Source organism: Peribacillus folii (genome assembly GCF_030271255.1).
Lineage (GTDB): Bacteria > Bacillota > Bacilli > Bacillales > DSM-1321 > Peribacillus.
In genome coordinates this window covers 173,048-197,479 of the sequence record NZ_JASJOM010000004.1, presented here as the reverse complement: position 1 = coordinate 197,479, position 24,432 = coordinate 173,048, and the positions used below count along the sequence as shown (strand labels likewise).

Annotated in this window: 22 protein-coding genes and 1 pseudogene; 19 read left to right on the top strand and 4 right to left on the bottom strand. The window is 40.0% G+C overall.

What is annotated here, in order from left to right; genetic code table 11:
• The first annotated feature begins 130 nt into the window (after positions 1 to 130).
• Both QNI08_RS08135 and QNI08_RS08130 read left to right on the top strand, forming a co-directional pair.
• On the top strand, positions 131 to 1,108 hold the full coding sequence (locus tag QNI08_RS08135; RefSeq protein ID WP_285766920.1) for a ring-cleaving dioxygenase: 978 nt from the start codon (positions 131 to 133) through the stop codon (positions 1,106 to 1,108).
• A 79-nt stretch (positions 1,109 to 1,187) separates the two neighbouring features.
• Positions 1,188 to 1,787 carry a nitroreductase family protein gene (locus QNI08_RS08130; protein WP_285767130.1) on the top strand — a complete coding sequence of 200 codons (600 nt, stop codon included), beginning with the start codon at positions 1,188 to 1,190 and terminating at the stop codon, positions 1,785 to 1,787.
• Positions 1,788 to 2,262: 475 nt separating this feature from the next.
• Here QNI08_RS08130 and QNI08_RS08125 read toward each other — a convergent pair.
• A pseudogene (locus QNI08_RS08125) lies at positions 2,263 to 2,385 on the bottom strand (IS3 family transposase); the annotation flags it as partial.
• A 216-nt stretch (positions 2,386 to 2,601) separates the two neighbouring features.
• On the opposite strand from QNI08_RS08125, the gene QNI08_RS08120 reads away from it, so the two are divergent.
• The 9 genes from QNI08_RS08120 to QNI08_RS08080 all read left to right on the top strand — a co-directional run bounded on the left by QNI08_RS08120 (position 2,602) and on the right by QNI08_RS08080 (position 11,680).
• Positions 2,602 to 4,137: a colicin D domain-containing protein gene (locus QNI08_RS08120; RefSeq protein WP_285766919.1), complete on the top strand. Its 1,536-nt coding sequence runs from the start codon at positions 2,602 to 2,604 to the stop codon at positions 4,135 to 4,137.
• A gap of 68 nt (positions 4,138 to 4,205) precedes the next feature.
• Positions 4,206 to 4,784 (top strand): Imm64 family immunity protein, encoded by a 579-nt coding sequence (locus QNI08_RS08115; protein ID WP_285766918.1) that lies wholly within the window; start codon positions 4,206 to 4,208, stop codon positions 4,782 to 4,784.
• An 896-nt stretch (positions 4,785 to 5,680) separates the two neighbouring features.
• Positions 5,681 to 6,376: a CPCC family cysteine-rich protein gene (locus QNI08_RS08110; protein WP_285766917.1), complete on the top strand. Its 696-nt coding sequence runs from the start codon at positions 5,681 to 5,683 to the stop codon at positions 6,374 to 6,376.
• Positions 6,377 to 7,368: 992 nt separating this feature from the next.
• Positions 7,369 to 7,869 carry a barstar family protein gene (locus QNI08_RS08105; RefSeq protein ID WP_285766916.1) on the top strand — a complete coding sequence of 167 codons (501 nt, stop codon included), beginning with the start codon at positions 7,369 to 7,371 and terminating at the stop codon, positions 7,867 to 7,869.
• A 331-nt stretch (positions 7,870 to 8,200) separates the two neighbouring features.
• Positions 8,201 to 8,992 carry a PhzF family phenazine biosynthesis protein gene (locus tag QNI08_RS08100; RefSeq protein ID WP_285766915.1) on the top strand — a complete coding sequence of 264 codons (792 nt, stop codon included), beginning with the start codon at positions 8,201 to 8,203 and terminating at the stop codon, positions 8,990 to 8,992.
• A 178-nt stretch (positions 8,993 to 9,170) separates the two neighbouring features.
• Positions 9,171 to 9,764, top strand: coding sequence for a YdeI/OmpD-associated family protein (locus tag QNI08_RS08095; protein WP_285766914.1), 594 nt, complete (start codon positions 9,171 to 9,173; stop codon positions 9,762 to 9,764).
• Positions 9,765 to 9,892: 128 nt separating this feature from the next.
• Entirely contained in the window at positions 9,893 to 10,372 is a 480-nt protein-coding gene (locus QNI08_RS08090; RefSeq protein WP_285766913.1) for a GNAT family N-acetyltransferase, read from the top strand.
• A gap of 120 nt (positions 10,373 to 10,492) precedes the next feature.
• Positions 10,493 to 10,816 carry a hypothetical protein gene (locus QNI08_RS08085; protein WP_285766912.1) on the top strand — a complete coding sequence of 108 codons (324 nt, stop codon included), beginning with the start codon at positions 10,493 to 10,495 and terminating at the stop codon, positions 10,814 to 10,816.
• 75 nt (positions 10,817 to 10,891) lie between these two features.
• A complete protein-coding gene (locus QNI08_RS08080) occupies positions 10,892 to 11,680 on the top strand; it encodes a VOC family protein (protein WP_285766911.1) in 789 nt (262 codons plus the stop codon).
• A 51-nt stretch (positions 11,681 to 11,731) separates the two neighbouring features.
• Here QNI08_RS08080 and QNI08_RS08075 read toward each other — a convergent pair whose 3' ends face one another.
• A complete protein-coding gene (locus QNI08_RS08075) occupies positions 11,732 to 11,995 on the bottom strand; it encodes a hypothetical protein (protein ID WP_285766910.1) in 264 nt (87 codons plus the stop codon).
• A 166-nt stretch (positions 11,996 to 12,161) separates the two neighbouring features.
• Between QNI08_RS08075 and QNI08_RS08070 the strand changes: the two genes are divergently transcribed.
• The 3 genes from QNI08_RS08070 (at position 12,162) to QNI08_RS08060 (ending at position 14,275) form a co-directional block, all read left to right on the top strand.
• The gene (locus QNI08_RS08070) at positions 12,162 to 12,710 is read left to right on the top strand and encodes a ribonuclease FAU-1 family protein (protein WP_352231203.1); all 549 of its coding nucleotides are present in this window, start codon (positions 12,162 to 12,164) and stop codon (positions 12,708 to 12,710) included.
• A gap of 96 nt (positions 12,711 to 12,806) precedes the next feature.
• Positions 12,807 to 13,433: an NUDIX hydrolase gene (locus QNI08_RS08065; RefSeq protein ID WP_285766909.1), complete on the top strand. Its 627-nt coding sequence runs from the start codon at positions 12,807 to 12,809 to the stop codon at positions 13,431 to 13,433.
• A gap of 227 nt (positions 13,434 to 13,660) precedes the next feature.
• Positions 13,661 to 14,275 carry a Type 1 glutamine amidotransferase-like domain-containing protein gene (locus QNI08_RS08060; RefSeq protein WP_285766908.1) on the top strand — a complete coding sequence of 205 codons (615 nt, stop codon included), beginning with the start codon at positions 13,661 to 13,663 and terminating at the stop codon, positions 14,273 to 14,275.
• 137 nt (positions 14,276 to 14,412) lie between these two features.
• Here the strand turns inward: QNI08_RS08060 and QNI08_RS08055 are convergent, their stop codons facing one another.
• Positions 14,413 to 14,970, bottom strand: coding sequence for an MFS transporter (locus QNI08_RS08055; RefSeq protein ID WP_285766907.1), 558 nt, complete (start codon positions 14,968 to 14,970; stop codon positions 14,413 to 14,415).
• Complete coding sequence (locus QNI08_RS08050) at positions 14,967 to 16,409, bottom strand: FAD-binding protein (protein WP_483313755.1); 1,443 nt, start codon at positions 16,407 to 16,409, stop codon at positions 14,967 to 14,969. Before QNI08_RS08050 ends, QNI08_RS08055 begins: the two co-directional genes overlap by 4 nt.
• A 293-nt stretch (positions 16,410 to 16,702) precedes the next feature.
• Between QNI08_RS08050 and QNI08_RS08045 the strand changes: the two genes are divergently transcribed.
• The 5 genes from QNI08_RS08045 to QNI08_RS08025 all read left to right on the top strand — a co-directional run bounded on the left by QNI08_RS08045 (position 16,703) and on the right by QNI08_RS08025 (position 24,423).
• The gene (locus tag QNI08_RS08045) at positions 16,703 to 18,181 is read left to right on the top strand and encodes a response regulator transcription factor (RefSeq protein ID WP_285766906.1); all 1,479 of its coding nucleotides are present in this window, start codon (positions 16,703 to 16,705) and stop codon (positions 18,179 to 18,181) included.
• A 241-nt stretch (positions 18,182 to 18,422) separates the two neighbouring features.
• Positions 18,423 to 20,099 carry a urocanate hydratase gene (gene hutU, locus QNI08_RS08040; protein ID WP_285766905.1) on the top strand — a complete coding sequence of 559 codons (1,677 nt, stop codon included), beginning with the start codon at positions 18,423 to 18,425 and terminating at the stop codon, positions 20,097 to 20,099.
• The gene (gene hutI / locus QNI08_RS08035) at positions 20,096 to 21,355 is read left to right on the top strand and encodes an imidazolonepropionase (protein ID WP_285766904.1); all 1,260 of its coding nucleotides are present in this window, start codon (positions 20,096 to 20,098) and stop codon (positions 21,353 to 21,355) included. Before hutU ends, hutI begins: the two co-directional genes overlap by 4 nt.
• A gap of 161 nt (positions 21,356 to 21,516) precedes the next feature.
• Complete coding sequence (locus QNI08_RS08030) at positions 21,517 to 22,848, top strand: MFS transporter (RefSeq protein WP_285766903.1); 1,332 nt, start codon at positions 21,517 to 21,519, stop codon at positions 22,846 to 22,848.
• Between the two features lie 186 nt (positions 22,849 to 23,034).
• A complete protein-coding gene (locus tag QNI08_RS08025) occupies positions 23,035 to 24,423 on the top strand; it encodes an MFS transporter (protein ID WP_285766902.1) in 1,389 nt (462 codons plus the stop codon).
• The last annotated feature ends 9 nt before the right edge of the window (positions 24,424 to 24,432 follow it).

The following is a 24,432-nucleotide window of genomic DNA, read 5'->3' as shown; positions in this document are numbered from 1 at the left end:
GATAGTCTCGGCGGAAAATCAATTCAAATGAACTTTATGAATAGAGTGGGCTGCTTGAAGGGAAAATGTAGGGAATTGATGAAAAACCGAGCAATCATAAGCTGATATCATTTAATAGGAGGAAAAGCAGATGAATGGATTAAAAGGAATACACCACGTTACAGCCATCACCAGCAGTGCAGAGAAAAATTATGAATTCTTCACCTATATATTGGGGATGCGTTTAGTCAAGAAAACGGTCAATCAAGATGATATCCAAACCTATCACCTGTTTTTTGCCGATGATGTTGGCGGTCCTGGAACGGATATGACCTTCTTCGACTTTCCAGGCATTCCAAAGGGAGAACATGGGACTAACGAAATTTCAAAAACATCATTCCGCGTACCTAATGATGCCGCATTAGAGTATTGGGAGAAGCGTTTTGACAAGTTTGAAGTGAGACATACTGGGATTCAAATTCAATTTGGCAAAAAGACGTTATCCTTCGTTGATTTCGATGATCAACACTATCAATTGATCTCAGATGAAAACAATGATGGAGTGGCATCGGGGATTCCTTGGCAAAAAGGGCCGGTACCTCTTGAGTATGCGATTACCGGATTAGGACCGATATTCATTCGTATTGCGAACTTTGATTACTTTAAGGAAATGATGGAGAAAGTACTTTTATTCAAAGAAGTGGAACAAGAAGGGGCATTTCATCTTTTTGAAGTAGGAGAAGGCGGAAATGGAGCACAAGTCATTGTCGAGCATGACTCAAATCTGCCCCAAGCACGGCAAGGCTTCGGAACGGTTCACCATACAGCCTTCCGTGTTGAGGATCGTTCCGTATTGGAGGAATGGATCGAACGCATGGAAAGCTTCCAATTTCAAACATCGGGTCATGTCGACCGTCACTTCTTCGAATCGCTTTATGTACGGGTGGCACCGCAAATCTTATTCGAGTTTGCGACAGACGGACCTGGATTCATGGGGGATGAGCCATATGAAACACTTGGAGAAAAGCTATCATTGCCACCGTTCCTGGAACCGAAAAGAGAGCATATCGAAAAATTGGTCCGTCCCATCGATACAGTAAGAAGCACCAAGGCGTTCACAAAAGAATAATGCCTGAAATTCTGCTCATACTATAGCATGCAGAAATTATAGCGAATCATATTTAGAAAGCACTTAGGAGGAATGAATGATGACGAAAGATTTTTACACAACGATTAAAGAGAGACGTTCTTATTATGGAATCAATAAAGAGATACAAATATCGGACGAGAAGATTAAGGAGATTGTCGAGTTTGCCGTTAAACATACGCCATCGGCTTTTAATTCCCAAACTACCCGCCTTGTCGTGCTGACTGGGGCCGCTCATGATAAATTATGGGATATCACCACACAGGAGTTGAAAAAAGCAGTTGGGGAGAGGGATTTCACAAGCACCCAGCAAAAAATGGATTCCTTTAAAGCTGGCTATGGAACGGTTTTGTTCTTTGAAGATGAATCCATCGTAAAATCCCTGCAAGAGCAATTCGCTCTATATGCCGATAATTTCCCGATTTGGTCACAGCAAACATCAGGCATGCATCAACTCGTCGTTTGGGCCGCTTTGGAAGGAGAAGGACTAGGTGCAACCCTGCAGCATTATAATCCGCTTATCGATGATGAAGTGAAAAAGGAATATGATGTACCTGCTGACTGGAAATTGATTGCCCAAATGCCATTTGGACATCCAACGGCTCCAGCCGGTGAAAAAGAATTCAAACCGCTTGACGAGCGCATTAAGTTTTACAAGTAAGAGTGAAGGGTGCTCCCATACTGCAGTCAAACTTCGATTTCATCGGAGTTTGGCTGCAGTTTTTTTTTGAGGTTGTTACCTTTGGGATGTTAATTTTCACTTCATGCTGCATGAACGAATTATAATAGAATTCCGCTGGAACATAGTTTTGAGGATTGGACATCGACCGTGGATTTCCATTGCAGGTGCTCCTTTATCCAGAGGAGGCTGGGAAGCCTTCTCCGTGTTCCGCAGAGGCTGCAGAAAAAATAACATTTTAAACTATATATTGACAAAAATCAAGCGAGAAACCTAAATATAGCGCGCGGTTAACTTCTTTTTCTCTTGAAATGGACTTTTTCAGTGCCCTCGCTTATGCCTTCGGGGTCTCACGTAGACGCGCATTTCCCGCAGGAGTCTTCATCCTCCGTTCCATTCCACTCTGCGTGAAGATTGAGGAGGGATTTTTTCTTTTTAATTCTGTGCTTCTTTAATTCTTAAGGACGTTATACAAGGCTGAAACCGAGTATTTGTGAGCGTTGTTTCGAATCACATCTACCTTCGTCCTAGGGCTAGCAGGGGTTTGCAATAGCCCGTCATTCTCCATTTCTACCTGTTTCTCTTCATTACCGGTGCAACTTCACTTGATCCGTGGGATCAAACATATAATGAATGGGGATTATTATCAAAGGTAACTTTTCAAGATTTAAAATCCAAACAAAACATTCTACAAAAATCTTTGGATTATAATAGCCTTTCCTTATTAGAATCTTATACACGAGGAAACTTTAGAATTATTTATAAGTATAATGAGAACGAACAACCATTAAGTGTGATGCTTAACTATACTCAAGGAGTAAATCCTTGGAAGGTTGAGAAATCATTAACTTATACAGATGAAGGAAATAAGGATGTTCAGACAGTTCGAGTTGGCGCTCAAAAATATATGATTTTTGAGAAAGTTGATGATTTAACTAACAATCAAGAAAAAGTTATTGTTAATGAAAATCTCTATCAGCAAACAAATATATTTAATAAAAGTAACCTTCTAGAGGGGGTTTTTTATAATAAAGGCACTGGTACGCTTCTTGAATATTCTTATACTTATGATGGTTCTGGAAATATTTTAAAAGAAAAGAGTACTAATGGTGATACACGTTTTACTTATGATGAGAATAGTCAATTAATTCAAGAGGTATTACCGGATGGAAGCATAAATAAATATAACTACGATGATGTTGGTAACCGTAAAGAAAGTATTCGAGGTAAACATACTGATACCTTTAAGTATAATGCATCTAATCAAATTGAAACAAAAAATGGAAAAGGATATCTGTATGATAAAGATGGAAACTTACTACAAGATGATCAATACAAATTTGAATATAATGTTCTTGGATATCAAACTAGAATTTCTGATTTACAGGGTAATGAAATAGCCCGTTACGAGTATGACGAAACCGGATTGCGAACTAAGAAGTATTTAGGTTTAAATATTCATGAATATTATTATGATGATACTCAATTATCCTTCGAAGTTATAAGTAAGGGAGATACTATCGTACAATATAGAAATTACCAATGGGATGAAGACACGCCTCTAGGAATGATTATTCGTGAAAAAGATGAAAGTGGTAACTGGGAGGATCATGTGTTTCACTATTGGACGAATATTCGTGGCGATGTTTTAACGATACGTGATAACGAAGGAAAAGAAGTAGGATCTTATATTTATGATTCTTATGGGAATTTATTAGGGGAAAAAGGGAGTCTTGCACAAGAAAATCCGATTCGATATGCAGGGTATTATTATGATTCAGAAAGCAAGAACTACTATCTTAAAGCTCGTTACTATAATCCAGCGAATGGTAGCTTTTTATCATTAGATCCATATTCTGGAGATGATAATTCAATTTCACAGAATGGATATAATTATGCAGGAAATAACCCTGTTAAATATGTAGATCCGGAAGGACATTTTTGGACGTACCTCGTTAGAGGAGGTATGTGGGTTTGGAAGGGAGGAAAATGGGCTTGGAAAAAGGGGAAAAATTTATATAAAAAAGTCACAATCCCTACTACCAAATTTTCAGCCAAAAAGTTACAGAAGAAGTTTAAACATGCAGATGATTTTGGTGTGAAGGGGAATTATTCCAAAAAAAATGCTGCTAAATTTGAAGATGCTCTAAAAAAGCATATAAAGAATGCTGACGAAATTATTGAATCAAAATACCATGGTGATAAGGTTTATGTTTTTCTCAAGGGTAAAAAAGGAGTTTTAGTTGATCCCAAAGGCAATTTTGTGAGTGGATGGAAGTTTTCTTCTGATCAATTAAATTATCATAGGAAAAATGGATATAGACTAAAATAATTACCAATGCTACTCTTGTCCTGTAAGTATTAAAGAATTTTTTATGAAACGATGTAGGTAGGTGAAAAATGACTAATATCTTATCTTTGGGTATTGTATATGAAAATTCATTTGATAAATCTGAAGAATTACAAAGTATAATACAATATTTTTTGAATTTAAAGAGCGATATAGTTGGTATAAAGGTAAGTATGGATGAAGACGGTGAGAATTGGTTAGAGAGTGAACGAAATGGAAAGAATTTTATTCTAGACTATACCTTATTAACAGAAAAATATTTTGGAGAAATACTAATTCAACTAAATGACTTTTGGAGTCTGAATGGTTTATCTTTGACGCTTCGCATTGTTAAAGAAAATGATTTCTTTGGGTATTTATTAGATTTTGAAATGGAGCAACTTCTAAATCGATATAGTCTGGATTTAATTAATGAACTAATTATTGATTTAGTAAAAGATATCTATAGCGTAACAAAATTTAATTACGCTTTTTGCGATCATGATTCAGAAATTGAGTACTCTCCTTCACAATATAAGGATATAGTGGAAGCCTATTCAATATTAATTTTACCAAGGGCAAAAAATGGCTTTGATGTAATAAAAAATAACTGGCAAATAGACGGTATTACAAGTAGAAATAAATTATAATATTTCCAAATTAGTTTTAAAATAGATGGTCATGAAGACATCTTCCGAGTTAAAACAGATGGGACAGGAGATACCTTATTTTCAAAGCGTAAATAAAGTGAAGCGCCTGTTACTCCTGTTGTTTTGTAAAATACTAATAGATTTGAAGAAAGCTTTGTGGAATGGGATTTTCTACAGAGCTTTTCTTTGTGCGCCCGGCTGGGGTGCAATCTATAGGGTGTGAGTCCCGAACCATGAAGGCAGTAGTAATGGTTAACTTAAGGCAAGGGTGTCCACGGTGACGTGGAATCTGAAGGAAGCAAGCGGCAAACCTCCGGTCTGAGGAACACGAACTTCATATAAGGCTAGGTATCATTGGATGAGTTTGCAAAACAAAGTCTATACTGCCGAAGGTGGTACAAAGCAAATGAAGCAGATAGGTGGAGGGAAAGATTGCACTCTTACCCGGGGAAATCTGATGACAGCCAAGTAAACTTGGCAACCTGTCCAGTGATGGTCAGTTGAATCATCAGAAGTCAGCAGAGGTCATAGTACTTATCTACTCGAGAAGATAAGGAAGGACCGAACAGATTAAGGAGGATGAATACTAGGCGTTCGTTATACTGCGAAGAAGCAAACAATTCCTAACGGAACTTATTTGAAGGAAGAAGTGGTGTATTCACGGGGAACTTCAAAAGGGCAGAGCAGATAAAGGAACAAATAGACTATTTGTCCACGTAGAAAGGATATCAACGATGTTAATGGAACAGATACTAGAGAGGGAAAACTTAATACAGGCACTGAAGCGTGTAGAGAGAAATAAGGAAAGCCACGGTGTAGATGGAATGCCCGTCCAAAACCTGAGACCGCACCTTATGACAGCGTGGCACAAATAGACTTATTAAGGTGGGATTTATGTGCAACGTGAAAAATGCCCTTGTTGCGGCTTTCCGACATTAGACGAGCGTGAGGCTAATTGTATTTGTGAACTTTGTAACTGGGAGGATGATGGACAAGACGATCCCTATTCAGAAGAAGTTTGGGGTGGTCCAAATGCAGATTATTCTCTTGCAGAAGCAAGAAGGAATTTTAAGATGTATCGAGATAATAAAAGTATATTTAGACAATGCGATAAAGAATTTGAAACCAAGAAATCATTAATTCTTGCGTTTACTGATTTATCCAGTTGTGAAGCGGATTCATTGGAATATTTGTCACTTTGGCGCAAAATAACGTCTTACGAGAAGGTCTTAAAAAAAATTGTTCATGATGAGAATGAAAGATATAGTAAAAATATAGAAAAAAATGAAGAATCCATCAACCTTATAAATTCCGAGGTTATAGAAGAAGTTATTACTGGCTTATTGAGGTTGATTGAGAATTCTGATGACCTAGATTTTGTTCAGGATATTATGATTGATTTCACTGAACACCAGGATGCTAATATTCGTGGAACGGCTATACTTTGTTTTGGTCATATTGCAAGAAAATACGAAAAGATAAACAAACATCTGGTTTTTCCAATAATTAACCAAGGGTTACAAGATGAAAGTACTTTTGTAAGGAAACAGTCTCAATCTGCATTGGTGAATATAAATTTATACATAAACTAATGGAATTTGAAAACAAAAGACTTGCTCTTAAAACTCCAAATATGGCCCATAAGACTATGGCCAGTTTTTCAAAAGGGAGATAGGAACGTAGGAACCGAAGAACAAAGAATATGTTACATTCTATTAAATTGAGGTTAAAATTCATATGAATACATTCTTATTTTACAGCGTCCTGGGACTATTTGGGATTCTATTGCTTGCCAATTCAAGTGATCGGTTTATTAAGAATCACATTTTTTAAAAAATTTCATTTAGTGTTATTGTCTTATTAAGCAGTTGTATAATTTTATATGCAATTTTAGGACAAGATGAAGACTCTATTGATAATGCGATACATTATTCTTTCGCCATGGGAATGTCAGTAATGCTGCTGCTTACGAGAAAATGGGAAGATGAACCTGATACTAAAAAGAAAACGATGTTTATGTAGGTTTTGTAATATTTATGCTATTAGCAGTAATGACGAGTTAATTAACGTGAATATTATAAGCATTTTAATTCCAGCTTTATAACTGCTTATCAATAATAAAAGTATCTTAGACATTTGAACATTACCCCGGATAACGGACAAACATAAAAAAGTGTCCCTTATCCGGTTTTTTATGTTTCGATAGGTGCAATGAGTCTGGGCGGAAGTTTTGATGAGTAAGAAGATATACGAATGATACAACATTTCCCGAGTAGTAAACAAAATGGAGAGTAGATAATGCGGTTGCTCTTAAAACTCCAAATATGGCCTTAAGGTTATGGTCAATCATTTCAAATAAGCGGGTTGATAAAATGAAAAAACGAAAGGAATTGAAGGGTCTGATATGCCTAATGTAACCTTGAATTCATATGGAAATATGATCAATCATGGTTTCGTAGCTAAACACGACAACCTGCCCGTTTACATGAAATTGAATGCTTCCACAATTCCGGTTACCAATTGTGAAATGATCGCTAAGACTGAGAATTAATACTTGCTAATATTATTTTTTATGGGGTGAAATATGGAAAAAAGCTGTTTTAATAAATTGGGAAAACCATTTTTTCATTTGAGTAATGACCAATATATTTTTAATGAATTATATGAATCTACAATGAAAGACTTTGAAACTAACTCGAAAAAGTTTGTAGCTTTAATTGAAGGATGTAAATGTCAAAATAAAAAAGGCTTTTTTAAAGAATTTGCAATAAAAATGAAGTTTCCTGATTATTTTGGTGATAATTGGGATGCTTTTAATGAATGTATAAATGATTTAGAATGGTTAAATTGCGAACAATATGTAGTATTTATGAAAGATTTCGATTTTTTATTTAAAAATGACGAAAAAAATTTAACACTATTCTTAAAAATATTAGTAGATACAGTAGAAGAATGGAACATGGGGCGAGAGTATGGTGCGCTTCAAACTCTACCAACTCCATTTCATATCGTTATCTATAGCGACAAAGAGATTATAAGTGACCTACTAATTAAAACACATAATGAACAAATAAACTTATTTTAAATAATTGTAATAAGTTTTCTTTGATTCAACGAAGGTACATTAACAGGTTAGTCGTGTAAAATACCATGGACAAATATGGATGTTACACTTATTTTTACGGATTGTTATGTTCCTGAGTGTTAACGAAGAGGAAATTTCGATAGCCTTCGGTTTTGGAGGGTTTTGACTTTGACTGTTACATATCATTACAGATGCTTAGCTTTCCAGAGGCTACCTGGGAGCTTGATCTGAGGTGCAATAAGGGTATGTTAGTTTGATGTTTTGTTGTATAATAATGGATATTATTGCCGGGGTTCTATGTATTTGACTCATTTAGAATGGGGGAAAGTATATGAACAATCAATTTTATTTCATTAATGCTTTTTCTAAAGAGAAATTCAAGGGGAATCCGGCCGCGATCGTTTTCATGAACGAGAATAGATCTGAAAAGTGGATGATCTCATTAGCAGCCGAACTCAATCAACCTATTACCACTTTTATTACACCAAATGGTGAAAATAACTATGAGCTGAGATGGTTCACACCGGTTAGTGAGATTGATTTATGTGGGCATGGTACATTAGGCGCGGCTCATATTTTGTGGAGTGAGGGTTTTTCTTCGTCAAAGTCAGCCATTAATTTTCATACTCAGTCAGGACTTCTTCGCTCCGAGTTGTCGGGACAACAAATAATCCTGAATTTCAATATAAAAAATTCATCTGAAACAAAGGTGTCAGAGAAATTAAAACGCGTCATTCAGCTTCCTATAAAAAGTGCTGCTTGGGCGGAAGATCGATTCATTTTAGAACTGGAAAATCAGGATATGGTTCATGAAGCGGAGCCGAATTTGAAAGCAATTAATGAACTGGACGGACCAGGGTTAATCATCACGAGTAGTGGCTCAGGTAGGTATGATTTTGTATCAAGGGTTTTTGCTCCAAAGATAGGCATTGATGAAGATTACGTTACTGGGTCCGCACACTGTGCGTTAGCCTCATATTGGGGCAATCAATTAAATAAAAAAGAATTTATGGCATACCAGGATTCAAAGCGCGGTGGTGAACTAAAGCTAAAGATAATCGGAGAAAAAGTCGAGTTGATTGGGGACTGTATAACCTTACTGAAGGGAGAATTATATAATTAGCTCATTTGCGCTTCAAAGTAAATTGTACGTTGGAGTTTGACTAACTGGGCAGATTAACGACAAAAGCTCGCTAACTTAACAAGCCAGATCTGCTTGACACAACACCAATTCATATCCTATTGTAAATCGGAAGCCAACCGAATTCTGGTACTAATAAAATGAAAAAGGGTGTACTTTGATGACAAACAGTAATACAAATGCTAAGGTTGATGAATTTTTAAGTAAAGCTAAAAAGTGGCAGGAAGAATATGTGGCATTGAGAAGGATTGTTCGTGATTGTGAGCTGACCGAAGAATTCAAATGGATGCATCCCTGCTATACATTTGAGAAAAAAAACATCGTTTTAATACACGGATTCAAAGAATATTGTGCGCTTCTGTTTCATAAAGGTGCCTTGTTGAAGGATACCCATGGAATTCTCATCCAACAAACGGAAAATGTTCAAGGGGCACGCCAGATTCGGTTCACGAATGTCCAGGAAATCGTTGCAATCGAACCTATCCTGAAAGCTTATATACAAGATGCCATCGAAGTTGAAAAAGCAGGCCTGGAAGTGGAGTATAAAAAGAATACAGAAATCAACATTCCTCAAGAGCTTCAAAATAAATTCGATGAACTCCCTGCCCTGAAAACGGCTTTTGAAGCATTGACGCCAGGACGGCAAAGAGCATACTTTCTTCATTTTTCTCAACCGAAGCAATCGAAAACCAGAGTTTCAAGGATTGAAAAATGTACCCAGCAAATTCTTGATGGAAAAGGATTAAAGGATTAGCCGTTAGTGATCTTTGTTAATGCAAACAAAAGTGTACTCTTTGGCTTTTTGCTGAGTGGTACGCTTTTCTTAACTTTTATGAAAAAGATAATATATTCCATCATTATCTTATAGTTAGGAGGCCTTGGATGAATACATTGGATGAGGTAGATTTACGGAGATATAAACCAGAATACCTGCCATGGTTAAAAGCATTTGAATTGCCAAAAGAACAAGAAAAATTCACCGCATTACCAACCAAGATGCTGGAAATAACGAAAGAGCGACATCCGATAGTAATCTTACATAATAATGAACCAGTGGGTTTTTTCGTATTACATTCAAGTGATAGGGTAAAAGATTATAACAATAACCCGAAAGCCATGTTATTAACTGCCCTGTCCATAAATCATTCCAAACAAGGCAGAGGATTTGCCAATAAAGGGATGAGAAGAATACAGAGCTTTGTCGACCAACAATTTCCAGAGTGCAATGAAATCATTTTAGCTGTAAACCATAAAAATGTTCCTGCCCAGAGGTTATATGAAAAAGTTGGTTTTAAAGATACGGGTACAAGGAAGATAGGCAGGATCGGAGAGCAGTACATTTATAACCTCAGCATAAAGTGAAGAAAACATATCGTAACCGAAGGCTGCAGAGGCAGCCTTTTTATTTTTTCACTATTTAACTTTATCAACATGTTGTGAAGAGAAATTATTCAACTAATCTAGAATAGAATGTGTTAAAATATGGTTGTTGCAACAAATATATGTAATTATGATTTGGAAGGTTTTTTCTTGAAAAGAAAAGCAACTTTAATTCTTGGTTTTGGAGGAGTTATGGCCCTATCTTTTTTTATGAAAGATTTGCAAAGTACAGATGTACTTGAACAAGAGGAGCTACCAAAACTTGAAGAGCGGCAATCTAGCACGAATGAAAGAGATTCAAATATAGTTGTAACAAGTGAAGAACAAAATAAGGCAGAAAATATGGTGAAACTTATGTCTGCCGAAGAAGTAGGAGTTTTAATTCAAGAGGGAGGGACAGCCGCCTTTTTCAAAAAAGCGAAATAAGTGTAGAAATTTGCTCAAGAAGTTGCTCTATTTACAAATTGTAAGGGTACCACCTCATATTTAGGGGGCAAGAATTTGATTACTCATTTCTCGGATTTAGAATTAACAACAGTATCTTTAGAAGGGGTAAAACAATGCTACGCTAACAGACTGCAGCTCCCCATCATCTATGAATCCAATGATTTCATTCGGTTTCAGCTTACGCCATTGACGACTTTAAGTTTTAAAGAGGCCTATGAACCGGTTCCTCCAGCGCACTTTGCTTTTCAAGTCCCGTATTCAAAGTTTGATGAAGTGGCAGCTTTCGTTCGACAATCTGGATTATTGATTTTAAAACAAGAACTGGGCCAGTATATCGACGAAACAAATGGGAGGAAAAATCTTTATTTCCGTGATGGAGATGGTCACCTTCTTGAAATTATTGCACATGATTATATTAAAGAGGACGTAATAAACACTTCCGGGAAGTTGAGAATACTCTATATTAGAGAAATAGGCTTTCCTGTTGAAAACGTCCCTGCTTTTCTCGATTGGTTGAAAAGTGACTTGGACATGAAAACTGATAAAGAATCAAATATGTTTAATTTTGTAATCGGTGGAACGGCACATGCAATAGTGGTTTCAAAACAGAGACCTTGGATTCCCATTGGCATGAAGGCATTGCCGCCAAAGATGAGGGTGACATTTGGCACGCCCGATCTCGGGTTTATTAAGAATCTCTCAAGAAACATCGATAACTCTCTTTTAAATGAAAAGAAGCTACTTATAACGAAGGAGGGTTATACTCTTTGTATTGAGCACACTCCTGATTTTACCTCTTCTCTGGCAGAAAGGTTAAATTTGCCTAAGTCCTCATTAGGATAAGATTTTTACACCGTTCGGATAATCAGAACGGTGTTTATGAATTTTGATCGTTTATTTATTTTTTGTACAGCCTTTCACTAGTTTGATAAATTCTTGTGCCTTTTTTTCATCTGTCTTTAACATCTCGACGTTTGCTGGAACTAAAAGAACCTTTTTAATTTTTTTGTTATACCAAATTACATGAGTGTACTGGGCATCTACATATAGCTTCCTGAACCATTCTTCCGAACTTAGATTTTCAATGGCCATTCTTAACTTGGAAAAGGAAGTGGGTTTCATTAGAATTATCTCAGAAATTATTTGAATGAGATCCATTTGCCAAATCACCATCTTATTTTTAATAATATTTAATTATATGTTTGCAACATATATGAATACCCCCATGATAAAAGCTATAGGTTTTAAAGCATTGGCGCCAGGGTGAAGAGCATAGCTGCGATTCTTTATTCATTATGCAAGTGTATGAAAACTCACGTGAGATATGATGATGCTTAAACGAAAATATGGAAACCGATCAGAATGGAAACGTGTTTTGGAGAGAGAGTATGCACAGGCGTTTCTAGATACTGAACAATTTATGGGCTTTATCACTTTATTGCATACTATTAAAGTCTCTGAACCATTATTCGCCTTCTACGAAGGAAAGAAGGTATGTATTGTAGAAGATGGATACATGTGGCTTCAGCAATTTCCTTTGGAAAAAAAACATTCGGTCACAACAATGTTTGATGAAAAAGGAAATATAGTGCAGTGGTATATTGATGTTTGTCTAGAAAACGGAGTAGTGCATGGTATTCCCTATATGGATGATTTATATTTAGATATCATTTTACTGCCTTCTGGAGAAGTCATTCAAAAAGATGCCGATGAGCTTGAAGCAGCTTTAGCAGGTGGAATGATTAATAAATCTCTTTACGATTCTGCTTGTAATGAAATGAAGGTTCTTACTGAATTAATCAATAACGGCAGCTTTGAGTTGCTTAAGTTATGCCACTATCATAAGGCGTTATTAGTAAATGAATTAAAATAACTTCGTGTGAATAATTTGATTATTTGGACTTTATAACTTGTCATTAATTGTCTAAGAAGGCGTATTGGAAGAGCAATGACTAGGGGGAAAAAGCTTATGGGGGAACAAGAGATGCTAAGGATATTTGATGAAAATAAAAAACCGATCGGTGTTGCCCCTCGGAGTGATGTGCATAGAATTGGGTATTGGCATGAAGTGTTTCATTGTTGGTTTATCATCAATGAACTTGGGATCGATTATATTTATTTACAGCTTCGCAGTGAAAATAAAAAAGACTACCCTAATCTTTTGGATATTACTGCTGCTGGACATTTATTAGTTGATGAAACAGTAAAGGATGGAGTAAGGGAAATAAAAGAAGAAATAGGAATCGAGATAGCTTTTGAAGATTTAATTCAGTTAGGTGTTATGGAATATTGTGTTGTTAAAGAAAATTTTATTGATAAAGAATTAGCAAACGTTTTTTTATATAAAAGTGGAAATAATTTGGATGATTTTACACTTCAATTAGAAGAAGTTTCAGGAATTGTAAAAGCCACATTTAGTGATTTTGCTCAACTTTGGTCTTATGAAAAAGATGAGATTGAAATTAAAGGTTTTGAAGTAGATAAGGATGGAAAAACGCTTGAAATAAAAAAATATGTAAGCAGAAATGACTTTGTCCCACATCAAATGTCTTTTTATCAGGAAGTTATTCAAAAGATACACGAACAGATCAGGTAAACGATCCTTCATTCGTTAATGGCTGCGAATGCCTAAGTAAGCAATGGTATTTAATGAACGAAAGTGAAGGAAGATAAAAAAATATATGTAATGGTCAGATTGGTTTGCTTAACCTTGGAATTCTCGCACTTGGACTACTTGCATGGCTCCTTCATAGGCAGCTACAGTAGGTTTCTTCATCTTTAAATTATGGGATGAGTCATAGATAAAAAAAGAGGTTGGTTTAGATGTCTACAATATTATTAACGTCTAATGGTTTTTTTACGGATAGGATTAAACAACAATTCCTACAAAGAATCGATGGTCAAATTATGAATGCAAAAGCTGTTATCATTACTACAGGTTCTCAATGGAAGCAATACAATAAGTTTGCAATGAAGGCAAAAGAAGACTTAGTGAATATGGGAATCAACCAGGTTGATTTTATGGATATTGAATTTGACGTTCCTGGGCGACTTAAACGATATAACGTCATTTACATGAATGGGGGCAACCCATTTCATTTACTGTTTCATTTGAAAAAAAGTGGTGCTGACATGATATTAAAGAAATTAGCAAAACAAAACAGAAACATTGTTTTTGTAGGGGTAAGTGCTGGAGCCATCATTCTAGGACCGAACATTGAAGTGGTGAATCATTTTACCCCTCAATTAAATTCGGTAGATATGCACAATTTAACTGGATTAGGTTTAACCGATATAGCTGTTTTTCCTCATTATGATCGAGAAGATCTGTTTCCAAATACTGCAGGCAAGTCAATAGAAGATAGGTTGAAAGAGTTCGAATATATAAATGAATGCTCTGTTGTAAGACTGAAGGATGACGAATCGATCCTTATCTAAAAGGTCACCCCTCATAAAATTTCCAAAGTAAAAACCCTCTTAAAAATAATGTGTCACAGGCCACTGATCGAACACTAAGCACGGAGGGCTTCTTTATGTTTTTCACCGTACGATCCATTTGGAAATATCCTTGCCTTTCATTCTTCAACGGAAAGGGAGGCTGCCTGATCCATTTTCATGATCTGAAATCCGCTCCAGGCAAATAGGAGGGAGGCGAGGTAAAAAATGCTGCCGATCGTTAGGAAGTCGACTAAATAACCGGTTGCGATTACCGCCGCTGCCGCACCAATGGATGTCCAGACATGGTAGTTGCCGATTTCCTTGCCTGCCGTTGCTTTCGTAACATAGCGGGCAAGGACCGTTTTTTCCGTGTTTTTTTGAATGGCTCCAAGAATTCCCATGATGATTTGCAAGAGATATACATGCCAGATTTCATAGGCAAGGGGAAAGGCCAGCAGGATCAGGGCCATTCCCCATGAATAAATGAGCAGAAATGCTTTGTCACCGGCTTTGTCCGTGATTTTTCCAATCAAAGGGTAGAATAGTGCTGCTGTTAGTGAAAATATTCCATATGCCCAGCCGAATTGGGAATAGCTTGTCCCGACATTTTTGATCAGCAAAATATAAAAAGGGAAAATCATGCTTGCAGCCATTCCGACAGTGCCTTGGTAAACAATAAATCGTTTATAATTCATGGATGATACTCCTTGTAAAAAAGATTCATGAAGCGATCATCATGATCGTATTTCTTCTTTAGGTGAAAGAATTCCACTGCATGAGGATAAGCTTCATTGAATTGGGCTTTGGTTGGATAGCCGTAATAAGGTAAATAATAGCTGCCATCATGGGTAAGCGCCACATCGATCATGCTGCGGATGACTTTTTCCGCGTGTTGCTTACCTTTGTCATCTGTTCCTTGGTTGATGAGCATCACAAGGGCAAACATATCATCTTTGGCATATGACAGTAGTGATTCATCATTTTGTTCTACATAGCGAATAGTGATATTTAATAAGTTGAAATCTTTTTCATCGGTCAAAACATTTCGTAAATCATCGATATAATCCGCAAACTGATCGACCGGCACGAAGTATTCCTGAAGGACCTCCGTTTTGGAGGGATTGCTGTAATCCATGAAGGCCGAGTCCGACCGCATCACATTATTTCTGGAAATCATGGTGCCATTCAGCTTGGCGGTATATGACTCCTGAATTTTCCAGAACTGTTCTTTCCCCCAATCATTATACCGCGATAGTCCAAGGAAGAATTTTGGTACAGCCACGATGGTTTCCCGTTTCAGGGCATTGTAGGCCGGAAGCTTGGTTTGGTCGTTCGCCTCATAATAATCGGTTACATACATTTCGTCCAAATAGGAACCAGGTGCAACGGATATTCTCGCTAGATGCATTTTCACTTCGCTATTTTGCAGCACCTCTTTCTTGAAGTAGGAAGTATATTCCTCATAATGCAGTGATTTCGTTTTGATTTGGTATAGCTCATCATCTGTGAGGTGAAGGGTCACATCCAGAATGATGCCAAACAAACCATATCCCCCGATGACCGCAGAAAACAATTCCGAATTCTCCTTACGGCTTACGGTGAGGATCTGTCCTTTCGCATCAAGCAGACGAAACGATTCGACGGTTTCTATCAATGCATGATGCCGAATATCTCGGCCATGGACATTGACGCTCAAGGAACCGCCGATTGTAAAAATATTTTGAGATTGGCTGACCTTTAATGCTAGTCCGTAAGGGTTGATATATTCTTGCACATCTGCCCAGGTTGCTCCGCTCTGTACCGTGATCCGTTTTTCCGATACATCCAAATCAAGGATTTCATTATGATTCTTCATATCTAGCAGGATCCCATTCGGATATAAGGTCTGTCCCCCTTGGCTGTGCTGCATACCGGCAATGGAAATCGGATCATCGTTCTCCTTTGCCTCCAGGACGATCTTTTTGAGTGCCCCTTCATCATCTTCTGCTTTAATTGCCTTCATTTTAACCGGCATCAGCCGGCTGATATCTTCGGCGATCGGGTGGTTCAGCTTGAAATGGAAGGCATGTAGGGAAAGACCGAATATAATAGAATATAAGATGGCAAAGATATATCGTTTCATGATAAATCGCATGTCGCTCCTCTGTGTAGTCCTAGTTAATGCGGAAAAGTGTGATTTCCAAATCGTTTCTACTACTGTAACTCTATCATAACCTAATGCTGCTTTCTCTGGTTTTTTTCATATCTATCATCATATCGTTAAAAAAGGGAAGGAAATGTAGGGAGAGGGTAACCGGAACGAAAAAAAATACTCATTTGACTTGCTAAGATGGCAGATGTTTTTTGCCTCCATGACTTGTTTGAACCAATTGCTTTCGAATAGAATGGAGAAAAGGCAATCCTTCTAAGATAAATGAGGTGATTTTAGTGGAAATTCATTTGGTGGCAAAGGATGAGATAGAGGCTCAAGGAATTCGGTGGATCGTCGAGTCCCACCTAACCGGGATCCGATTGGTCCTCTGGGAAACGATTGAAGAATTCGAAAAAGACATGCGCAACCAGCAGCCGGAATTCGTGATTTTGGATATGGATATGTGGACAAATGATAGTGAAGCGATGGGCGTTTCATTAAAACGAAGGGGAATTCGATGGTTAGGCATTTCATCGGAGAGAATATTTCAAACGGCTTATCGGGCCTTGCAGTTTCGTGCAGAAGATGTGCTATTCCGCCCTTTTTCTTCAGCGGATTTGGTGAAGCATATTCAACAATTGCGTTATCAATTAAGAAATGGACAAGGCATTCACGCGAGGAACACTTTGGGTGAAGAGCATTCATTGGATATCAATTATCCGGATTTCTTCCTGACAGAGCGGAGGCATGATCATCGAATTACGATGGCCGCATTTTTGACGCCGGATAATAAAACGCTTCCTCTCGTTTATGATGATCTTCAGCGGTATTCCTTTATCGGAAAAAACCAGATCTTCGCTTTATCGGATTTCATTTTATGCGTCCAGGAATCGAAGGGGGATGAGGTATTCAAGGAAGAATACCAAGCATTCCTCGCTCAATGGAAAGAAAAAATGGACGAGCCGCTTGCCATCATCATCAAGGCGGCAACATCCGCCGATTCTTTAAAAAAGGTATATCAGCAAACACGAGAATTGACAAGGCAAATCTTTTTCGATGGATATGATATCATCTTGGCAGAAAGCCAGCAAATGTCCCCGAAGGAGATGGACCCATTCCTTACGCCTCTTGAGCAAAGGCTTTGGATAGAAATGCTCGAAAGGAGGGATGCGAAAGCGATCAAGGAATGGATCGAACGCGAATTCCTCACTTTCCAACGGCCATATCCCGACCCCGAAATCGTTCGCATTCGTCTGACCAGCGTTCTAGCGCAAATTCGCAGGCACATGAAATCATATAACCTGCAAACCGCTTCCCTAGAAGCGATTTATTATGACGTCTTCCAGCAAATCGTACATAAACCGGTCATTCATCAAATCGTAAAAGCATTGCATTCGTTCACTACCCAATTACTGCAGCAGGATCATGAACATGTTCAAGAAGGGGCGCACACACTAAGCGAAAAAGCAAGGGAGCTGATTGAGTCCAACTATTGGGATGCGCAGTGGAACTTATCAACCTGTGCAGACATGTTGCGAATCAATAAAAGCACCCTCAGCCGCCGTTTTGCGGCTGAGTCCGGCATGTCTTTCCGCAGTATGCTTCATCAAGTGCGAATACGGGAGGCAAAGCGGCTCTTAAAGGAAACGGATTTATCATTGGAAGAGATCGCCCAATTAGCTGGCTATTCCCACCAAACCTACTTTAATGCCAAATTCAAATTGTCTGAGGCCTGCACCCCCTCCGCTTTTCGGTCGGGATTGGGTTCCATGTAAACGAAAAACGGCATGCGGCTTTTTAACTTGGATAACCTGCCATGGACGATTTCTACAACGATTCAGTCGCTGCTGAATCGTATTTTTTTGCTTGAAAACATTAAATGGTTGAAATGATTCATAATATTATGATTTTAACTGCAAATATATGAAATCATTCATAATAAAATCATTAAATTATAATAAATTATCTGAATTTTTCCTATACAATGAAAATATACCGAAACAAGGAGGCAATACTATGAACACTACGACAAATAAGGTTATCCGTTATAGAGGGACAGATTTGCATACAAAAGGCTGGCAGCAAGAGGCAGTGCTGCGGATGTTGATGAATAATCTGGATCCTGAAGTAGCCGAACGGCCCGAGGATCTCGTGGTTTATGGCGGGATTGGAAAAGCAGCTCGTAACTGGGAATGCTTTGATGCAATCGTCAAATCACTGAAAGAGCTTGGAGATGATGAGACTTTATTGGTCCAATCGGGTAAACCGGTGGCGATTTTTAAAACGCATACCGATGCGCCGCGCGTCCTGCTTGCCAATTCGAACATCGTCCCTGCCTATGCGAATTGGGAAACCTTCCATGAACTCGACAAAAAAGGCTTGATGATGTATGGACAAATGACGGCTGGCAGCTGGATATATATCGGGTCACAAGGAATTGTGCAGGGTACATATGAAACCTTTGCCGAGCTTGCCAAACAACATTTCAATTCTTCATTAAAAGGAACGATAACCCTAACGGCAGGCTTAGGAGGTATGGGCGGAGCACAGCCGCTAGCCGTTACGATGAACGGCGGAGTCTGTATTGGAATCGATGTGGATGAGACAAGGATTGACAGAAGGATCGAAACTCGTTATACCGATGTGAAAACGGATTCATTGGATGAGGCCATTCGTTTAGCGACGGAAGCCAAGCATGCAGGGAAAGCATTATCGATTGGTTTGATTGGGAATGCTTCCGATCTTCTTCCTGAAATGATCGCCCGGAACTTCATTCCGGATGTCCTGACGGATCAAACTTCCGCCCATGATCCGCTAAATGGATATACGCCTTCAGGCATGAATATGGTGGAGGCTGCAGAATTACGAAGTGCAGATCCAGATGAATATATTAAACTCTCAAAAGCTTCCATGGCCAAACATGTAAGTGCGATGCTAGAGATGATGGAAAAAGGGGCCATTACGTTCGATTATGGCAACAATATCCGTCAAGTTGCGAAAGATGAAGGGGTGGAGAATGCCTTTGACTTCCCGGGCTTCGTTCCAGCCTATATCCGGCCGCAATTTTGTGAAGGAAAAGGTCCGTTTCGCTGGGTGGCGTTATCTGGTGATCCTGAAGACATTTATAAAACGGATCAAGCGATTCTACGCGAATTTGCTGACAATGAACATTTATGCAACTGGATCAGAATGGCTCAAGAAAAAATCCAGTTCCAAGGTTTGCCATCGCGCATTTGCTGGCTTGGTTATGGCGAGCGTGCCCGCTTTGGGAAAATCCTTAATGATATGGTCGCAAGCGGGGAATTGAAGGCGCCGATCGTGATTGGCCGTGATCATTTGGATTCAGGCTCTGTCGCTTCACCGAATCGTGAAACGGAAGCGATGAAGGATGGATCGGATGTAGTGGCGGACTGGCCAATCTTGAATGCAATGGTCAATGCCGTGGGCGGAGCCACTTGGGTATCCGTACATCATGGCGGTGGAGTGGGAATGGGATACTCCATGCATGCCGGAGTCGTCATCGTGGCTGATGGCACGAAAGAAGCAGGCGCAAGAATTGAACGTGTCTTGACGACAGACCCGGGGATGGGTGTAGTACGGCATGTGGATGCAGGCTATGAGCTGGCAGAGAAAACGGCACGTGAAAAAGGGATTCAAATCCCAATGCTTAATAAAGGAAATGATCAGTCATGACCAAACCGATTTGGATAAAGCATGCCGCACAACTCGCCACGCTTGCACAGGACGACAGGGCCCCTCGTTCCAAGGGGGCAATGTCCGAGCTTGGATTGATTGAAGACGGAAGCATATGGATGGAAGCTGGTTCAATCCAAGCGGTCGGCACCACCAAGGAATTGGAAGAGCGCTATGCCGATAGGATTCATGAGGCTGAAGTATTCGATGCCACAGGCCATTTGGTCACGCCCGGGCTGGTTGACCCGCATACCCATGTCGTATACGGCGGGAGCCGGGAGCGTGAATTCGAAATGCGTCTCGAAGGTTCAACATATATGGATATCATGAACGCTGGCGGGGGCATTCATGCCACAACCCGCATGACCCGTGAAGCAAGTGAACAAGAATTGACGGAGCAAACAAAACGCCGGCTCGATTCATTTCTCGCCCATGGTGTGACAACGGTAGAGGGAAAAAGCGGCTACGGCATGAATTTGGAAACCGAATTGAAGCAGCTGAGGGTGATGAAAAAGCTGCAGGAAGAGCATCCGATCGATCTTGTTCCCACTTTTATGGGCGCACATGCGGTACCAAACGATTATAAAGGCCGTGAGGATGAATTTGTCGACCACTTGATCCATGATATGCTTCCAATCGTTTCAAAAGAAAAGCTGGCGGAATTCAATGATGTGTTTTGTGAAAAGGGCGTCTATACGCCTGAGCAATCGGAGCGGATTTTAACGGCTGGAAAAAAATATGGCTTGATCCCTAAAATACATGCCGATGAAATTGAGCCTTATGGCGGGGCTGAATTAGCCGCGAAGGTAGGGGCTATTTCAGCGGAGCATTTATTGAAGGCCTCCGAAGAAGGCATTGAGGCGATGGCAAAGTCAGGAACGATTGCCTGCTTGCTTCCGGCCACTGCTTTGTACTTACGGGAAGAAGCGGCCCCTGGCCGAAGGATGGTCGATGAAGGGGTTGCCGTTGCCATATCGACCGATTGCAATCCCGGCTCCTCCCCGACGACTTCCATGTCGCTCGTCATGAACCTGGCCTGCATTTCGATGCGCCTGACCCCTGCCGAAGCACTGACGGCGGCGACATACAATGCCGCTTGTGCCATCAACAGGCAAGACAAGGTCGGCTCACTTGAAGCCGGAAAACAAGCGGATGTCGTTTTATGGGATGTTGAAAACTATCAGGAATTGCAATATTTATTCGGGGTCAACCATGTTAAGTCTGTTTGGAAGAACGGAGTGCAGGTCGTGAAATGATAGACTTGGACTTTATTGGCCGCACTTGATTTTTCTGCTGCTCCAGGCAGCTCACCTCACGAGCGGAGGGAGATGCCTGGAGGCAATTTTTATTTCATCAAATGGTATAATCTGGTTTGTGCGGCTCTATCATCCTTATCAATTCAACAAGGGGGAACATTATGTTGAAGAATAATTACCGTTATTTCATCATCTTCATGATCATTGTCATTACGATCATCAACTATATTGATAGGGGTGCCTTATCGTATGCCCAGGCGGAAATCATCGATGAGTTTCATTTGAATCCAGCTAGCTGGGGGGCAATCTTAGGGTACTTTGGATATGGATACATATTCGGTGCACTGTTCGGGGGAGCGCTCGCAGATAAGAAAGGCCCGAAATTCATGTGGATCATCGCCGGAACCACCTGGTCGATATTCGAAATCGGGACCATATTCGCAGGCCATATCGGGACTGCATTATTCGGAGGTTCAGCTTTAGCCGGATTTGCCGTGTTTCGTGTATTATTCGGGTTTGCTGAAGGGCCTACACTATCGGTCATGAACCGGACGATGGCCAATTGGGTTTCCCCGAAAGAGAAAGGTTTTGCCGTCGCACTAGGATTGGTGGGAACCCCAATAGGTGCTTTGATCACTGCTCCGGTTGTAGTCGGCTTGCTTACATATACCAATTGGAAAACGACATTTGTTATCCTCGGGCTATTAGGAATCATTTGGGTCGTGATCTGGAACAAAGTTTTCACAAACTTACCAGAAGAACATCCAAGAGTCACTAACGCGGAACTGGAAGGAATTCGAAGTTCCGACCAATTAATCCAAGGAGAAACGAAGTTGGATGAGCATATCCGGATACCATGGTACCATTTCTTCAAGAATCCTACCTTGGTCCTGAATGCCATTGGATATTTCGCATTTTTATATGTCAACATCCTTTTATTGACCTGGACTCCGAAATACCTGCAGGATGAATTCAATTATTCGCTTTCATCGCTTTCATATATTGGGATGATTCCTTGGATAGGTGCTATCATCACTGGACTGTTAGGCGGCAAGATTTCGGATATGCTGCGGGTGAAAACAGGTAATTTACGGATTGCAAGATCTTGGTTCACGGTTGTTTCCTTGTTTTGTACGGCTGTTTGTTTCATGTTGATTCCGACCGTCGAGAGTGCCGCTGCCGTTCTTGCCTTGATGTGCATAGGCAATGCATTCAATTATTTGCCGAATTCGATTTATTGGATTGTCGTTCTGGATACGGAACCGAATAAAGCGGGGACGTTCGGCGGGGTGACGCATTTCATTGCCAATCTTGCCACCATCATTGCACCGACCCTGACAGGAAGTCTTGTCGCGATTCATGGATATAATGCGATGTTCATCGCGGCATCCATTGCCGTCACGATAGGCATGATCGCAATGGTTTTCGTGAAGCCGGGCAAGAAAGGACCATCCCCGCAGGTTACCAATGATCTGGCTGATTCAAAAGCATAGCTAAAATAAGGATCTACAGCTTGGCTGGAGCAATCGTCGCAGCGATTGCTCTTTTTTTGAAAGATATAGCTTCGATGGTAAGCGGGGACTTTTGAGTGGAAGGCAATAGTGGGACCTGAATCGGGCTTATCAAAAAAATTTAATGATATAAATCTGAAAATTATAATAATTGAGGGGGCGTTTATTTTGAGCGAGCGAACATTTACAATCGATGATGCACCATTTAAAAAGTTTCACTTTAGGATTGCAGGACTTACTTTCGGGTCGAGCTTCTGTGACGGCTATTCCTTAGGAATAATCGCGATGGCCCTGACATTGCTCGGTCCGCAATTAGAGCTGAATGCCATGTGGAGCGGCTTGATTGGCAGCTCAGCATTGATCGGGCTTTTTGCAGGTGCATTGGTCCTTGGAAAACTATCTGATCGTATAGGCAGGCAGAAAATCTTCCTTATCAATTTTTTGCTGATTACCATTGTTACGATCCTTCAATTCTTCGTTAATGGCCCGGCAGAATTATTTGTTTTGCGGTTGCTGATCGGGTTTGGGCTTGGAGGAGATTATGCAGTCGGGACGACATTGCTTGCAGAATTTTCCCCGAAAAAGTATAGGGCCCCGCTCCTCGCATCTTTAAACGTCGTTTGGACGCTTGGTTATGTAGCATCTAACTTTGTCGGATATTATTTAGGACAAGCTGGATCAGGATCATGGCGCTGGATGCTAGTCAGTGCGGCCATTCCTGCTGTAGTGGTTTTATTCTTGCGGATTGGAACGCCGGAATCTCCAAGGTGGTTAGTCAGCAAGGGACGTGCCGAAGAAGCGCGGCTTATCGTGAAGAAGCATCTTGGACAGAACGTGGAAATGGGCGAAACGTCGGCACATGCAGTAAATCCATCCGATTTAGGATTCCGCGGCCTTTTCAGCAAAAAGCTTCGCAAGCGTACCGCTTTTGGCGGGATATTCAAATTGACCCTCGTCATTCCGTATTTTGCCATCTACACCTTCCTTCCGTCCATTTTGCATACAATGGGTTTTGAACAAAACTTTTTTGCCGATACGATGCTAAACATTTTCTTGCTGGTCGGTGCGATCGTCGGCCTTTGGTTCCTTGCGAAATTTTCACGAAGAGGATTTACCATCGGTGCCTTTACGATACTCACTGTTTCCTTATTTTCCCTCAGTCTCCTGGATAGTGGCTCACAATATATCTTGTTGACATTCTTCCTGATTTTCACCTTTTTCATGTCGGCTGCTTCCAACCTAACGTTAGTATACCCTGCAGAACTATTCCCAACGGAGATTCGCGGAACGGGAATCGGCATGGTCACGGCAATCAGCAGGATTGGATCTGCAATTGGAACTTTCCTTCTGCCGTTAAGTCTCGATTCTTTCGGTTTAAGCACTTCAATGGTCGGCATGGCAATCATCTTGCTAATCGGCTTGATCGCGTCCATAGCCTGGGCACCAGAGACAAAGTCACTATCCCTAAATGAAGCTAGCAATCCCACGCTTGAAGGTGGGAAGCCTGCTGCTGGGAGTCATGCTTCATTGCAGCGAATCAGTAAAGAAGTCAAATGATGATATCCG